11 protein-coding genes and 2 pseudogenes are annotated in these 14,971 nt (G+C 70.7%); 11 read left to right on the top strand and 2 right to left on the bottom strand.

Annotated elements, in window-relative coordinates; all coding sequences use genetic code 11:
• Positions 1–151 precede the first annotated feature (151 nt).
• From DDQ41_RS27635 to pssA, 9 genes and pseudogenes are all read left to right on the top strand, one after another.
• Positions 152–1,933, top strand: coding sequence for a 3-hydroxyacyl-CoA dehydrogenase family protein (locus DDQ41_RS27635; protein WP_109296901.1), 1,782 nt, complete (start codon positions 152–154; stop codon positions 1,931–1,933).
• 295 nt (positions 1,934–2,228) lie between these two features.
• Entirely contained in the window at positions 2,229–3,059 is an 831-nt protein-coding gene (locus tag DDQ41_RS27630; protein ID WP_217364451.1) for a TetR family transcriptional regulator, read from the top strand.
• A 974-nt stretch (positions 3,060–4,033) separates the two neighbouring features.
• Entirely contained in the window at positions 4,034–5,371 is a 1,338-nt protein-coding gene (ccrA, locus tag DDQ41_RS27620; RefSeq protein WP_109296899.1) for a crotonyl-CoA carboxylase/reductase, read from the top strand.
• A gap of 12 nt (positions 5,372–5,383) precedes the next feature.
• Positions 5,384–7,399 (top strand): annotated as a pseudogene (locus tag DDQ41_RS27615) (protein meaA); the annotation flags it as partial.
• Complete coding sequence (locus tag DDQ41_RS27610; protein ID WP_109296897.1) at positions 7,396–8,361, top strand: HpcH/HpaI aldolase/citrate lyase family protein; 966 nt, start codon at positions 7,396–7,398, stop codon at positions 8,359–8,361. The pseudogene DDQ41_RS27615 and the gene DDQ41_RS27610, both read left to right, overlap by 4 nt.
• Positions 8,362–8,364: 3 nt before the next feature.
• Complete coding sequence (locus tag DDQ41_RS27605; RefSeq protein ID WP_109296896.1) at positions 8,365–8,946, top strand: MaoC family dehydratase; 582 nt, start codon at positions 8,365–8,367, stop codon at positions 8,944–8,946.
• A 2-nt stretch (positions 8,947–8,948) separates the two neighbouring features.
• The gene (locus tag DDQ41_RS27600) at positions 8,949–10,163 is read left to right on the top strand and encodes an acyl-CoA dehydrogenase family protein (protein ID WP_109296895.1); all 1,215 of its coding nucleotides are present in this window, start codon (positions 8,949–8,951) and stop codon (positions 10,161–10,163) included.
• Positions 10,164–10,345: 182 nt separating this feature from the next.
• The gene (locus tag DDQ41_RS27595; protein ID WP_109296894.1) at positions 10,346–10,993 is read left to right on the top strand and encodes a phosphatidylserine decarboxylase; all 648 of its coding nucleotides are present in this window, start codon (positions 10,346–10,348) and stop codon (positions 10,991–10,993) included.
• Positions 10,980–11,849 (top strand): CDP-diacylglycerol--serine O-phosphatidyltransferase, encoded by an 870-nt coding sequence (gene pssA, locus DDQ41_RS27590; protein ID WP_172607787.1) that lies wholly within the window; start codon positions 10,980–10,982, stop codon positions 11,847–11,849. The genes DDQ41_RS27595 and pssA overlap by 14 nt, the downstream gene beginning before the upstream one ends.
• Before the next feature lie 562 nt (positions 11,850–12,411).
• Here pssA and DDQ41_RS27585 read toward each other — a convergent pair.
• Positions 12,412–12,969, bottom strand: coding sequence for an ATP-binding protein (locus tag DDQ41_RS27585; protein ID WP_245991408.1), 558 nt, complete (start codon positions 12,967–12,969; stop codon positions 12,412–12,414).
• Positions 12,970–13,124: 155 nt separating this feature from the next.
• On the opposite strand from DDQ41_RS27585, the gene DDQ41_RS27580 reads away from it, so the two are divergent.
• Both DDQ41_RS27580 and DDQ41_RS27575 read left to right on the top strand, forming a co-directional pair.
• Positions 13,125–13,358: a DUF397 domain-containing protein gene (locus tag DDQ41_RS27580; RefSeq protein WP_109296891.1), complete on the top strand. Its 234-nt coding sequence runs from the start codon at positions 13,125–13,127 to the stop codon at positions 13,356–13,358.
• Between the two features lie 92 nt (positions 13,359–13,450).
• Positions 13,451–13,582, top strand: a pseudogene (locus DDQ41_RS27575) (XRE family transcriptional regulator); the annotation flags it as partial.
• 31 nt (positions 13,583–13,613) lie between these two features.
• Here the strand turns inward: DDQ41_RS27575 and DDQ41_RS27570 are convergent.
• The gene (locus tag DDQ41_RS27570; protein WP_109293153.1) at positions 13,614–14,939 is read right to left on the bottom strand and encodes an IS4 family transposase; all 1,326 of its coding nucleotides are present in this window, start codon (positions 14,937–14,939) and stop codon (positions 13,614–13,616) included.
• Between the last annotated feature and the right edge of the window lie 32 nt (positions 14,940–14,971).

Below are 14,971 nucleotides of genomic sequence, written 5' to 3'. Positions count from 1 at the left end.
CGTGGCTCCGGGACAGGGTCCGTCGCCTCCTTCATCGCGACACGCATGCCGCGAGCGCCTCGCTCCCTCCGGTCCGTTCTCGCGGACCGCAGCGTGGGCGCCTCGCGGAGCACGCCCACCCTCAGTCGTCACTCACTCCTGGAGTCCCGTGATGGACACCTCTCTCTCCACCATCGCCGTCGTCGGTCTCGGCACCATGGGCACCGGTATCGCGGAGGTCCTCGCCCGCGCCGGGCGCGAGGTCATCGGCATCGACGTCAGCGAGGCCGCGGCGCGCCACGCCGTCTCCGCCCTCGAAGCGTCCACCGCACGGGCCGTGCGGCGTGAGCGCCTCACCGAGGAGGAGCGGCGGGACGTCCTGGCCCGCTTCCGCACCTTCTCCGAACTCCGGGCGGCCGCCGAGGCCGACCTGGTGATCGAGGTGGTGCCCGAGTCGTACGAGCTGAAGCAGCAGGTCTTCCGGGAACTCGACGCCGTCGTCCGCCCGGGGACGATCCTGGCCACCGGCACCAACGCGCTGTCGGTGACCCGGCTCGCCGCCGAATCGGCCCGGCCCGAGCGGGTCCTGGGGATGCACTTCTTCAACCCGGCCCCCGCGATGCGGCTGGTCGAGGTGGTCTCCTCGGTGCTGACCGCCCCGCAGGCCGTGGCGGCGGTCACCGCGCTCGCCCGGGACCTCGGCAAGGAGCCCGTCGCCGTCGGCGACCGGCCCGGCTTCGTCGCCGACGGCCTGCTCTTCGGCTATCTCAACCAGGCCGCCGCCATGTACGAGTCGAGGTACGCCTCCCGCGAGGACATCGACGCCGCGATGCGGCTGGGCTGCGGGCTGCCGATGGGTCCGCTGGCACTGCTCGACCTGATCGGCGTCGACACGGCCCGCACCGTCCTCGATGCCATGTACGCCGAGTCCCACGACCGGCTGCACGCCCCCGCGCCGATCCTGAAGCAGCTCAGCGAGGCGGGGCTGACCGGCCGCAAGTCGGGCCGCGGCTTCTACACCTACGAGGCGCGGGACAGCGGCACCGTCGTCCCGGACGCGCTGACGCCGGCGGGGACCGGCTCCTCCGCCGGCGGCCGTCCGGTGGCGTCGGTCGGTGTGGCCGGCTCCGGCACGATGGCGAGCGGTATCGCGGAGGTGTTCGCGAAGGCCGGGTACGACGTGGTCCTCGCCGCCCGCGGACAGGAGAAGGCCGAGAACGCCAAGTCCCGTATCGGCAAGTCGCTCTCGCGCTCTGTCGACAAGGGCCGGATGACCGCCGAGGCCCGGGAGGAGACGCTGGCGCGGATCACTCCGGCCGGCTCGCTGGACGCGTTCGCCGAGGTCGACCTGGCGCTGGAGGCCGTCGCGGAGGACCTGGAGGTCAAGCGGCAGCTGTTCGCGACGCTCGACAAGGTCTGCAAGCCGGGAGCGGTCCTGGCCACCACGACGTCCTCGCTGCCCGTCGTCGCCTGTGCCCGCGCCACCTCGCGGCCTCAGGACGTCGTCGGAATGCACTTCTTCAACCCGGCCCCGGCCATGAAGCTGGTCGAGGTGGTCCGTACGGTCCTGACCTCGGACGACGTCCACTCCACGGTCCGCGGGGTGACGGAGAGGATCGGGAAGCACCCGGTGGACTGCGGTGACCGCGCGGGCTTCATCGTGAACGCGCTGCTGTTCCCGTACCTCAACAACGCGATCAAGATGGTGCAGGAGCACTACGCGTCGCTCGACGACATCGACGCGGCGATGAAGCTCGGGGGCGGGTACCCGATGGGGCCCTTCGAACTGCTCGACGTGGTCGGTCTCGATGTCTCCCTGGCCATCGAGAACGTGCTGCACCGGGAGTTCCGCGACCCGGGTCTGGCCCCGGCGCCGCTGCTCGAGCACCTTGTGGCCGCGGGCTGCCTCGGCCGCAAGACGGGGCGCGGCTTCCGCGAATATGCCCGGCGCTGATTCCGGCGACATGCACGGAGCGGGCGGCGGACGGCGGGGAGCGCGGGTCACGGAGCGGCCCGAGGACGGGGCGGGGCACGGCGGAGAAGGCGGACGCTCCGGCCCCCTCCCCCGGCTGAAGGGCCGTGAGGGAGGCGCCGGCCGCGGCGAACCGAACGCGGCCGGGCGGCCGTCACCGGCCCGCGGCCCCGCGGACACCGGTGACGGCCGCCCGGCGTGGGGCGGGCTGCTGGAGGGAGTGCGCGGCCCGCCCCCGAAGGCGCAGCCCCCTGCGCGGATGCAGTACGTTCAGGGCATGCCCCAGCCCGCTGACGCCCGCCGACGCACCGCCCGGACCTCCTCCGCGCCCACCACGTCCGACGCCCCCGAGAGCGCCGCGGGCAGCCGCGCGGCAGCCCAGCGGCTGAAGATGCGCCGGGAGCTGGCCGCGGCGGCGATGGAACTGTTCGCGACCAAGGGATACGAGGCGACGACGGTCGACGAGATCGCCGCGGCGGCCGGGGTCGCCCGGCGCACCTTCTTCCGGCACTTCCGTTCCAAGGAAGAGGCGATCTTCCCCGACCACGACGACACGCTGGTGCGGGCCGAGGCCGTGCTCAACGCCGCTCCGGCCCACGAGCATCCGCTGGACACCGTCTGCCGGGGCATCAAGGAAGTCATGAAGATGTACGCGGCGTCGCCGGCGGTGTCGGTCGAGCGGTACCGCCTGACCCGCGAGGTGCCGACGCTCAGGGAGCGGGAGATCGCTTCGGTGGCCCGTTACGAGCGCCTGTTCACCCGTTATCTGCTGGGCCATTTCGACGAGCGTGACCATCACGACGGCAACGACGACCCGCTGCTGGCCGAGGTGGCCGCGTCCGCGGTGGTCACCGCGCACAACCATGTGCTCAGGCGCTGGCTGCGGGCGGGGGGCCGGGGCGACGTGGAGACCCAGCTCGACCACGCCTTCGCCATCGTCCGCGAGACGTTCGGCTCCAACATCGGCGCGGGGCGCGCCGGGGCGGAGCAGGCTCCCGCCGACGGGCAGCCGCGGACCGGCGACGGGGTCCTGGTGGCGGTGGCCCGCACGGACGCCCCGCTGCCCGAGGTGATGCGGACGATCGAGGAAGCGCTGCGCCGCCGCTGACACCGCCGTTCCGGCCGGGGCCGGCGGGCGGTGGGCGTGGACCGGGCAGCTGACGGCAGATCACGGAGGGGCGCTCCCGCGCACTCGCGCACTCGCGCGGGTTCTGGCGAACTTCCCTGCTTGGCGCCCCCGGGCATGGGTACTGCCGCACGCCGCCGCGGGGCTCGCGGGCGCATCGGGTCGAGCGGGAGCGGAACACACCGGGTGGGACAGACCGGGTGGGACACACCGGGTGGAAGCCCGCGAGGGCGGTCCGGGCCACGGCCCCACCGCGGCGGGGCCGTGCCGACCGTGCGGTGCCGCCCGCGGCGACGAGCGGGACGCGGACGGGCGGGACGGCTGTCCCGCCCTCGGCGAGCCCGGCGCGGTGCCCGGCTCGCCGAGGGCGGGACCGCGGCGGACCGGCCCGCACCCCCGAGGACGGCACCGCGATCCAGGGGCCGCCTCCACGCCACGTCCACCCCGTCCACCCCGTCCGCCACCCCCACCACCTCCACCACCTCCACGCCCCGTCCACCCCGTGCATGACACATCCCCCACACCCGTCACGGGACGTGCACGGCTGCCCGTCGCGGGTGAGGGGCATCTCCGGCAAGCCGTCGTCTCCGCAGCTCAGCCGGCCATTCGATCGATCATCGCTCATCCGTGACGCCGAGATTGCATACGAGTGAAACTATTGGCACGCAGTGTCTTGCGGGATGGCACGGCGTGCCATACGTTGATGTTGTCCGGGCGGCCGGCGTGCAGAGAGGCACCGTACGCCGGCTGTCCCCGCAAGCCTCCCGCTCGCGCGCCCGGACGCCTGCGTCACAGGCACCCTCCCGCGCACACCAGCGCAGCCGGCACCACCCGCCGAACCGACGGCACACCTCCAGAGAAGCAGCTCTTCCCCTACCTGCCCCTCAGCGCTCTCGTCCGCGAGACGCACCCCCCTCGGCCCCCGGGCCGGGGGGACCATTCGCCGGAGGCACACCGTGAAGGAAATCCTGGACGCGATCCAGTCGCCGGACACCACGTCCGCCGACTTCGCCGCACTGCCGCTCCCCGAGTCGTACCGTGCGGTGACCGTGCACAAGGACGAGACCGAGATGTTCGCGGGGCTCACCACGCGCGAGAAGGACCCGCGCAAGTCCCTGCACCTCGACGAGGTCCCGCTGCCCGAGCTCGGGCCGGGTGAGGCCCTGGTGGCCGTGATGGCCAGCTCGGTGAACTACAACTCCGTGTGGACCTCGATCTTCGAACCCCTGTCGACCTTCGGCTTCCTGGAGCGCTACGGCCGGCTCTCCGAGCTGACCAGGCGCCACGACCTGCCGTACCACATCATCGGCTCCGACCTCGCGGGTGTGGTGCTGCGCACCGGCCCCGGAGTGAACGCCTGGAACCCGGGCGACGAGGTCGTCGCCCACTGCCTCTCCGTCGAACTGGAGTCCTCGGACGGCCACAACGACACCATGCTCGACCCCGAGCAGCGGATCTGGGGCTTCGAGACCAACTTCGGCGGCCTCGCCGAGATCGCGCTGGTGAAGTCCAACCAGCTGATGCCGAAGCCCAGGCACCTCAGCTGGGAGGAGGCCGCCGCCCCCGGCCTGGTCAACTCGACCGCCTACCGCCAGCTCGTCTCGCAGAACGGCGCGGCGATGAAGCAGGGCGACAACGTCCTGATCTGGGGCGCCAGCGGCGGTCTCGGCAGCTACGCCACCCAGTTCGCGCTGGCCGGCGGCGCCAACCCGATCTGCGTGGTCTCCTCGCCGCAGAAGGCCGACATCTGCCGGTCCATGGGCGCGGAGGCGATCATCGACCGCAACGCCGAGGGCTACAGGTTCTGGAAGGACGAACGGACCCAGGACCCGAAGGAGTGGAAGCGCTTCGGCAAGCGCATCCGCGAGTTCACCGGCGGCGAGGACATCGACATCGTCTTCGAGCACCCGGGCCGCGAGACCTTCGGAGCCTCGGTCTTCGTCACCCGCAAGGGCGGCACCATCACCACCTGCGCCTCGACCTCGGGCTATATGCACGAGTACGACAACCGCTACCTGTGGATGTCGCTGAAGCGCATCATCGGCTCCCACTTCGCCAACTACCGCGAGGCATGGGAGGCCAACCGCCTCATCGCCAAGGGCAAGATCCACCCCACCCTGTCGAAGGTGTACCCGCTGGAGGAGACCGGCCAGGCCGCCCACGACGTCCACCGCAACGCGCACCAGGGCAAGGTCGGCGTGCTCTGCCTGGCGCCCGAGGAGGGCCTGGGCGTGCAGGACGGGGAGATGCGCGCCAGGCACCTCGACGCCGTCAACCGCTTCCGGAACGTCTGAGTCAGAGGTCCGCAGATGACAGAGCGCCAGAAGGACCGGCCGTGGCTGATGCGCACATACGCCGGCCACTCCACGGCCGAGGCGTCCAACGAGTTGTACCGGCGGAACCTGGCCAAGGGCCAGACCGGACTGTCGGTCGCCTTCGACCTGCCGACGCAGACCGGCTACGACCCCGACCACGTCCTCGCCCGCGGCGAGGTCGGCCGGGTCGGGGTGCCGGTCTCGCACCTCGGTGACATGCGGAGGCTGTTCCACGACATCCCCCTGGAGCAGATGAACACCTCCATGACCATCAACGCCACCGCCATGTGGCTGCTGGCGCTCTACCAGGTGGTCGCGGAGGAGCAGGGCGCCGACGCCACCAGACTCCAGGGGACGACGCAGAACGACATCGTCAAGGAGTACCTGTCGCGCGGGACGCACGTCTTCCCGCCCGGTCCGTCGCTGCGGCTGACCACCGACATGATCACCTACACGGTGGCGAACATCCCCAGGTGGAACCCGATCAACATCTGCAGCTACCACCTGCAGGAGGCCGGGGCCACCCCCGTCCAGGAGATCGCCTACGCGATGTCCACGGCGGTGGCGGTGCTGGACGCGGTGCGCGACTCCGGACAGGTACCGCCGGAGAAGTTCGGCGACGTCGTCGCCCGGATCTCCTTCTTCGTGAACGCGGGCGTCCGCTTCGTCGAGGAGATGTGCAAGATGCGGGCCTTCGGCCGCATCTGGGAGAAGGTCACCAGCGAGCGCTACGGCGTCGGGGACCCCAGGCAGCGGCGCTTCCGCTACGGGGTCCAGGTCAACTCGCTCGGACTGACCGAGGCCCAGCCGGAGAACAACGTCCAGCGCATCGTCCTCGAGATGCTGGCCGTGACGCTCTCCAAGGACGCCCGCGCCCGCGCCGTCCAGCTCCCCGCGTGGAACGAGGCGCTCGGCCTGCCCCGCCCCTGGGACCAGCAGTGGTCGCTGCGCATCCAGCAGGTCCTCGCCCACGAGAGCGACCTGCTGGAGTACGAGGACATCTTCGCCGGCTCGCACGTGATCGAGGCCAAGGTGGACGCCCTCGTCGCGGACTCCCTCGCGGAGATCGAGCGCATCCAGGAGATGGGCGGCGCCATGGCGGCCGTCGAGTCCGGCTATCTGAAGTCGCAGCTGGTGGCCTCGCACGCCGAGCGGAGGGCCCGGATCGAGGCCGGCGACGAGAAGATCGTCGGCGTCAACATCTTCGAGACCACCGAGCCCAACCCGCTCACCGCGGACCTCGACACCGCGATCATGACGGTCGATCCGGCGAACGAGGCCCGTGTCGTGGCAGCGCTCCACGAGTGGCGCGACAACCGGGACGAGAGCCGGGCCCAGGACGCCCTGGCGGCGCTCAAGGCAGCGGCGGCGGGCGACGCGAACCTGATGGCGGCCACGGTCGAGTGCGCCCGCGCCGGCGTCACGACCGGGGAGTGGGCGTGGGCGCTGCGGGACGTCTTCGGCGAGTTCCGCGCCCCGACCGGCGTGTCGTCGGCCCCCGTGGCCGTCGCCGCCGAGCAGGGCACCCCGCTCGCCCTCGTCCGCGAGAAGGCGTCCCGCACCGCCGAGGAGCTCGGCTCCGGCCGGCTGCGGCTGCTGGTCGGCAAGCCGGGACTGGACGGGCACTCCAACGGCGCCGAGCAGATCGCCGTGCGGGCGCGCGACGCCGGCTTCGAGGTGGTCTACCAGGGCATCCGGCTCACCCCCGAGCAGATCGTCAGCGCCGCCCTGGCGGAGGACGTGCACTGCGTGGGCCTGTCGATCCTGTCCGGCTCCCATGCCGAGCTGGTGCCGGACGTGCTGGAGCGGCTGCGTGAGGCGGGCGCCGCCGACATCCCGGTGATCGTCGGCGGGATCATCCCGAACGGCGACGCCGAGGAACTGAGGCGTGCGGGTGTGGCCGCCGTCTTCACCCCGAAGGACTTCGGCATCACGGAGATCATCGGCCGTATCGTCGACGAGATCCGCCAAGCGAACAAGCTCGACCCCCTGGAGGTCCCCGCATGACAAGCCCCGTCAACCGGCTGCGCCCGCGCCGCTCCTGCCTCGCGGTGCCCGGTTCGAACCCGCGCTTCCTGGAGAAGGCCCAGGGCCTGCCTGCCGACCAGGTCTTCCTGGACCTCGAGGACGCCTGCGCCCCGCTCGCCAAGCCGGAGGCCCGGCACACCGTCGTGAAGTTCCTGAACGAGGGCGACTGGACGGGCAAGACGCGCGTCGTGCGGGTCAACGACTGGACCACCCACTGGACGTACCGCGACGTGGTCACGGTCGTCGAGGGCGCCGGCCGGAACCTCGACTGCATCATGCTGCCGAAGGTCCAGGACGCCCGGCAGGTCGTCGCCCTCGACCTGCTGCTGACGCAGATCGAGAAGACGATGGGCTTCGAGGTCGGCAGGATCGGCATCGAGGCGCAGATCGAGAACGCGCAGGGCCTCAACAACGTCAACGCGATCGCCGAGGCGTCGCCGCGCATCGAGACGATCATCTTCGGCCCGGCCGACTTCATGGCGTCCATCAACATGAAGTCGCTGGTCGTCGGGGAGCAGCCGCCCGGCTACCCGGCGGACGCCTACCACTACATCCTGATGAAGATCCTGATGGCCGCCCGCGCCAACGACCTCCAGGCGATCGACGGCCCCTACCTCCAGATCCGCAACACCGACGGCTACCGCGAGGTCGCGCAGCGCGCCGCGGCGCTGGGCTTCGACGGCAAGTGGGTGCTGCACCCGGGCCAGGTCGAGGCGTCCAACGAGATCTTCTCGCCCTCCCAGGAGGACTTCGACCACGCCGAGCTGATCCTGGACGCGTACGACTACTGCACGTCCGAGGCCGGCGGGAAGAAGGGCTCGGCGATGCTCGGCGACGAGATGATCGACGAGGCCAGCCGCAAGATGGCCCTGGTGATCTCCGGTAAGGGCCGGGCCGCCGGAATGACCCGTACCTCGAAGTTCGAAGCACCGGAGGCCTGAGCGATGCAGTTCGGACGCACGTACGAGGAGTTCGAGGTCGGGGCGGTCTACAAGCACTGGCCCGGGAAGACGGTCACCGAGTACGACGACCACCTCTTCTGCCTCCTGACCATGAACCACCACCCCCTCCACCTGGACGCGAACTACGCCGAGCGGACGACGGACTTCGGAAGGAACGTCGTCGTGGGGAACTACGTCTACTCGCTGCTGCTCGGCATGTCGGTACCCGACGTGTCGGGCAAGGCGATCGCCAACCTGGAGATCGAGTCGCTGCGCCATGTCGCCCCGACGTTCCACGGCGACACCGTCTACGGCGAGACGACCGTCCTCGGCAAGACCCCCTCGAAGTCGAAGTCGGACCGCGGGATCGTCCACGTGGAGACCAGGGGCTACAAGCAGGACGGCACCCTGGTGTGCGTGTTCCGCCGCAAGGTGATGGTCCCCACCGAGACGTACGTCAAGGAGCGCGGCGGGGAGCAGCCCGGCCGCCCGGCCGTCTCCCCGCAGCACCCGCGAACGGCGCCTTCGCGGGAAGCCGGCCCCGGCGACGGCCCGACCGAGCCCACCACGAAGGCGGAGAAGTAGCCATGGCCCGACTCGCCCAGACCCACGGTCTGACCGATGTCCAGCAGGAGATCCTCTCGACGGTCCGCGCGTTCGTCGACAAGGAGATCATCCCGGTCGCCACCGAGCTGGAGCACCGCGACGAGTACCCGCAGCAGATCGTCGACGGCCTGAAGGAGCTCGGCCTCTTCGGCCTGATGATCCCCGAGGAGTACGGGGGCCTGGGCGAGTCCCTGCTCACGTACGCGCTCTGCGTGGAGGAGATCGCCCGGGGCTGGATGTCCGTCTCGGGCATCATCAACACGCACTTCATCGTGGCGTACATGCTGAAGCAGCACGGCACGCAGGAGCAGAAGGACCGCTTCCTCCCCCGGATGGCGGCCGGCGAGGTGCGCGGCGCGTTCTCGATGTCCGAGCCGGGGCTCGGCTCGGACGTGTCGGCCATCACGTCCAAGGCGGTCAGGGACGGCGACGAGTACGTCCTGACCGGCCAGAAGATGTGGCTGACCAACGGAGGTACGTCGACGCTGGTGGCCGTGCTGGTCCGGAGTGACGAAGGACACGACCCCGCGGAGGCGGCCGCGGCCCCGCACCGGTCGATGACGACCTTCCTCGTCGAGAAGGAGCCCGGTTTCGGGGAGGTGCGGCCCGGCCTGACCATCCCCGGAAAGATCGACAAGATGGGCTACAAGGGCGTCGACACGACCGAGCTCATCATGGACGGACTGCGCGTTCCGGCTGATCGCGTCCTCGGCGGCACGACCGGCCGGGGGTTCTACCAGATGATGGACGGGGTCGAGGTCGGCCGCGTCAATGTGGCGGCCCGTGGCTGCGGCGTCGCTCAGCGCGCCTTCGAACTCGGTATCGGATACGCACAGCAGCGCCACACCTTCGGAAAGCCGATCGCCCAGCACCAGGCCATCCAGTTCAAGCTCGCGGAGATGGCCACCAAGGTCGAGGCGGCCCATGCGATGATGGTGAGCGCGGCCCGCAAGAAGGACTCCGGGGAGCGAAACGACCTGGAGGCGGGGATGGCGAAGTACCTCGCCTCCGAGTACTGCAAGGAAGTCGTCGAGGACTCCTTCCGGATCCACGGCGGCTACGGCTTCTCCAAGGAGTACGAGATCGAGCGCCTCTACCGGGAGGCCCCGATGCTCCTGATCGGCGAAGGTACCGCCGAGATCCAGAAAATGATCATTGGGCGCCGGCTCCTCGAGGAATACCGGCTCCAGGGCTGAATGAGGCTTTTGAGTCGGTTCGGCCGCGAAGAAGATCACATTCCGGCAGCCTTTGCCGAAGGCTTCCGGCCGACCGACTCGGCTTCTGGCTTTCCCAGTTGCGGCCCGCAACCGATAGCATCGCCGGAAAGCCGCCGTCCTCCTTGTTGCCAGCGCGGCATCATCCGCTACGAAGGTCAACCATGCCCCACAGCCAAACCTCTGCACCTCGCGGCCGCGTCCGCCTCGCGCGCGGAGCATCGCCGTGGCTCCTGCCGACCGTCGCGACCGCGGCGCTCAGCCTGGCGCGTGCGCGCCGGTCGAGGCGCGCCGCGGCCATCGCCGTGCCCACCACCGCTCTCGCGGCGGGCATGCTGTGGTTCTTCCGCGACCCCGAGCGCGAGATCGCCCAGGGCCGGGTCATCTCCCCGGCCGACGGTGTGGTGCAGAGCATCATGCCGTGGAAGGACGGGCGCACCCGCGTCGCCATCTTCATGAGCCCCCTGAACGTCCACGTCAACCGTGCCCCGCTCGCCGGCACGGTGACCTCCGTCGAGCATGTGCCCGGCGGATTCGTTCCGGCGTTCAACAAGGAGAGCGAGAACAACGAGCGCGTAGTCTGGCACTTCGACACCGAACTCGGTGACATCGAGATGATCCAGATCGCCGGCGCCGTCGCACGCCGCATCGTCCCGTACATCCCCCAGGGCACCAAGGTCGAGCAGGGCGAGCGCATCGGCCTCATCCGCTTCGGCTCGCGTGTCGACATCTACCTCCCGGAAGGTGTCGAGGCCGGCGTCGAAGTGGGTCAGGTCACGACCGCGGGGGTGACTCGCATTGACCGTGATTGATCCCGACACACAGGCGGGCTGGGCCGACGGGGCCGAGCCCCGGTCCGGCGCGCCGGACGACGCGGAGGAGATGCCCCTCTCACTCCGGCTGTCGATAGCGGACACGCTCACTCTCGGTAACGCCACCTGCGGTTTCATGGCGGTGTACTTCACCACCACCGGGATCCTGATCCCGCACCTCGTCGGCAGCGGCGAGAGCGGCATGGCCCGGCACTCCGCCGCGACCGCGGTGATCCTCATGCTGTGCGCCGCCGTCTTCGACCTGTTCGACGGGCTGGTGGCGCGCAAGCTGCGCAGCAGCCCGATGGGCGCGGAGCTGGACAACCTCTCGGACCTGATCAGCTTCGGACTGGCCCCGGCGTACTTCGTGCTGGTCTACGGCATGGTCGCCGACGACGCCCACCAGAAGGTCTCGGCGGTGGCCGCGATCGTGGTGCTGCTGGCGGTCGTGCTGCGGCTGGCCCGGTTCTCGTGCGTGACGATGAAGGACGGCATGTTCCAGGGCATGCCGAGCCCCTTCGGCGCGCTGACGGTCGTGTCGATCGTGCTGCTGGAGCTGCCGTTCATCCCGACACTGCTCGCGATCATCGGTACCGCCTGGCTGATGGTGAGCCGGGTCGAGTACCCGAAGCCGCGCGGCAAGCTGGCGGTCGCGATGCTCAGCTGGATCGTGGGGGCGATGGGCCTGCTGGCGGCATGGGCCTTCGACGCGCCGGGCGGACAGCTGCTGCTGCAGACCGGCTGCGCACTGCAGATCGTGCTGGCGGCGACGATCCCGCTGTTCGCGACGGCCCGGCGGGTGAACACCTTCCGGGACAACCGGCGCGAGGCGAGGGCTTCGGCACAGCTTCCCTGAGGGCCGGCGGGGCATGGCAAAGGGGCCCGGGGCGCATGCGACGCATGCGCCCCGGGCCCCTCGCCGTGCGGTGCCGCCGCGGCCGGGGCGGTGACGCCGGGGCCGGGGCGGTGACGCCGGGGCCGGGTGGACGGGAATCGACAGACGGCCCGGGAGGGTGCGGGGGCCGCGGGCGGGCTCCGCGGGCTGAGGGCCCGGCCCGCTGAGGAACCGGCCGTGCGGCGGTGGGGAGCCCACACGGGCATACGGTGTCCCCCCAGCCCGTGTGCGCGGGCCCCGCCCAGACGGGCTGGGGGATGGCGAGCGGCTGCCGGCCGGCGCCGGGACAGGGCCGGTCGGCGCCGGTTCCATGCCCAACGGACCCCGGCAGGACCCGGCAGGACCCGGCAGGACCCCGGCAGGACCCGGCAGGACCCGGCAGCGTACCGGCCGCAGGGACCCGCCCGGGTCCGGCGGGGCGACGGCCGGCGCCGGAGTGCGCGGGTGCGCGGGTGCGCGCGCACCTTCCTTGGGGGCGCGACTCCCCCGGCGCGCCGCGGGCTCAGTCCGGCTCGGTCCGGCTTCAGTCCCGGCCGGGCAGGGCCAGGCTCGCCCACACGGTCTTGCCCCTGGGCTCGGTGAGCGACCAGGACCAGCTCTCGCTCAGCGCGCCGATCAGCTCCAGGCCGAAGCCCTCGAAGTCGCCGGAGTCGGCGTCGCGCCTCCCAGGCGGTTCCGGGTTCGGGTCCGCGACCGAGCACACGACATGGTCCGGGTGGCGGACGAGCCCCAGCCACAGGGGGTAGTCCACGGGGTGCTCCTGTGGTTCGGCGAGCAGCGCGTGCCGGACCGCGCCGGTCACCAGCTCGCTGACCACAAGCGTCATGTCCGCGACCAGAAGCGGCAGTTCCCAGAGGTGCAGGGTATGGGCGACGAACCGCCGCGCCTGGCACGGATTGCGGAGACTGCCGTCCAGCCCGCAGGCCGCGAAGCCGCCGAGCGGCGGAAGTCCCTCCAGGGCGGGTTCCTGGGGTGTGGCACAAGGGCCCTCGGGCAGCGGTTTCGGGCCGCACCGCTGTGTCGCGCGCCGACTTCCGTGCCCGGCCGTCGTGGTGGAGATGGTTGACACGTGAGTCGTCACTGGTCATGTCCCCCTGCAGGCCTGGGTGTTGAACGCTGCGGCAACCGGTGCTGACCGAGTATTGTCGAGTCGGCCAAGAAAATGCAATTGCATCTGAGATTGCATTGACCGGATTCGGGCCGAACGAGCGTGCGAAAAGGGAGGGGTTGTTGGGGATGGAGTTCACCAATGGCATGCCGGCGGGGAAGCTCGGTCCGGTGACTTGGATCAAGAGCAGCCGCAGCAACGCCACCGGCAACTGCGTGGAACTGGCAGCACTCCCCGGCGGACGGGTGGCCGTGCGCAACTCCCGCGACCCGCACGGGCCCGCGCTCGTCTATACGCGGGACGAGGTGGAGGCCTTCGTCGCCGGGGCCCGCGGCGGCGATTTCGATGATGTGATTGGCTGAAAAGAAGGCTCTCACCATCCAGTTGCCGATGGCTCACACACGGATGTACGGGATAGTCTCGACGTCTTCTCAAGAGTCCGCAGGAGCGCACGATGGCTGCAGCAGAATCGAGCCCGTCGTTGTTCGCCGGGCCGTTGGGAGCGGTCGAGAGCAACCCGACCGCCCTCAGGGTGATCCTGGGTGGCAAGCTGCGCGAACTGCGCACGGCCGCCGGGCTAGACCCAAGGCCGTGAAGTTTGCGGCTGGGCCGTGTCGTCAAGGGCCTGCGGCTGCGAGGATCTCGATGCCGGTGGTGGCCTTGTAGCTGGTCCGGTCGATACAGGGCCCTCGTGCCTGGTACTTCGAGATGGCGCGTTTGACGATGCGGGGGCTGACCCGTAGCCGCCGCTGGGGCAGCAGGCCGGCCAGGACGTGCCGACCGATGATGCCGACGAGGTCGACGACCGGGTCGGCGATGATGCCCGCGGCCAGGACGAGCTGGTCGCGGGCGGCCTGCCAGGCGATGGAGAAGCCGGCCCGGTCCGGGTCGGTGCCGGGCTGGGTGCTGGTGGCGTCCGCCATGGCGGTCCGCAGCAGTTGGTGGACCACCAGCAGGGCGTAGATCTCCTGGTCGATGCCCTCGGGGGTGCGGGCGCGCAGGACCCGGCCGCCGAGGATGGTCGATTTCAGTTCCAGGTAGGCGGTTTCGATCTCCCAGCGCTGGTGGTAGAGCATGGCCAGTTCACCGGCGGGGTGGCGGTGGTGGTCGAGCAGAGTGGTGGCGAGCCGGTAGAGGCCGGTGTGTTTCCCGGCGGTGGTGGTGATGGTGATCTCGCAGTCGACGACGCGCACGGGTACCGGGCCGAGGGCGGAGAGGTAGGAGCCGTCCCGGTAGCGGGCCAGGATCGGCATCCGGCGGCCGTTCTTGAGCCGGACCAGGACCTCGGCCCCGGTGGCCGCGATGTCGTTGATCAGCCCCTGGGCGGCGAAGTTGCGGTCGGCCAGCAGGATCATCCCCGGCCGCAGGCTGGGCAGCAGGCGCGGGGCGTGGGTGGTCTCACCCGATGTGGTGGGTCCGAAGACCGCGTCGATGAGGGTGCGGGTGCCGCAGGCGACCAGGGTCAGCAGGCGGACCTGCGGGTAGCCGGTCCCGCCGTGGTTGCCCGCCTGCTTGGTGAACCGGGTCAGGACGGCAGGGGTGTCGGGGACCGTCAGGGTGGTGCCGTCGAGCGCGATCACCAGCAGACCGTGCCACCATGCTCCCGGTGTCCGTGGCCCGGCCACCGGGCCTTTCAGCAGGTCGAACAGCCATTTCAGCGGTGTGGCGCCGATACGGCGGCGGGCCTGGGCCAGCGCGCTTGCCGACGGCGCGGCCAGTGGCAGACCGGCCAGAGCGCCGGTGAGCTTGCGCCAGACCCCGAGGTATCCGACCTCCGGGAACAGGCACCCGGCCAGCAGCAGGTAGACGACCACCCGGGATGGCAGGTCCCGCAGCCGCTCCTGGACCCTGCCCGTGGCCTTCAATGCCTCGTCGACCATTTCGAAGGGGATGCACTGGGTGAGTTCACCGAGATGACCGGGTGCGAACCGGCCTCCGGCCACCGTGACGACACGAGTGATGGCACACTGTCCGG

This window comes from Streptomyces spongiicola (genome assembly GCF_003122365.1).
GTDB classification, from domain to species: Bacteria; Actinomycetota; Actinomycetes; order Streptomycetales; family Streptomycetaceae; genus Streptomyces; species Streptomyces spongiicola.
Note: the sequence above shows the minus strand (reverse complement) of the source record. Positions and strands in the feature narration are given on the sequence as shown.

What these genes read in the sequence shown, in the direction of transcription:
- DDQ41_RS27610 (WP_109296897.1), top strand. Translation starts at nt 7,396, where the DNA reads ATGACAAGCCCCGTCAACCGGCTGCGCCCGCGCCGCTCCTGCCTCGCG.
- DDQ41_RS27580 (WP_109296891.1), top strand. Translation starts at nt 13,125, where the DNA reads ATGGAGTTCACCAATGGCATGCCGGCGGGGAAGCTCGGTCCGGTGACT.
- DDQ41_RS27630 (WP_217364451.1), top strand. Translation starts at nt 2,229, where the DNA reads ATGCCCCAGCCCGCTGACGCCCGCCGACGCACCGCCCGGACCTCCTCC.
- DDQ41_RS27595 (WP_109296894.1), top strand. Translation starts at nt 10,346, where the DNA reads ATGCCCCACAGCCAAACCTCTGCACCTCGCGGCCGCGTCCGCCTCGCG.
- DDQ41_RS27605 (WP_109296896.1), top strand. Translation starts at nt 8,365, where the DNA reads ATGCAGTTCGGACGCACGTACGAGGAGTTCGAGGTCGGGGCGGTCTAC.
- DDQ41_RS27635 (WP_109296901.1), top strand. Translation starts at nt 152, where the DNA reads ATGGACACCTCTCTCTCCACCATCGCCGTCGTCGGTCTCGGCACCATG.
- DDQ41_RS27600 (WP_109296895.1), top strand. Translation starts at nt 8,949, where the DNA reads ATGGCCCGACTCGCCCAGACCCACGGTCTGACCGATGTCCAGCAGGAG.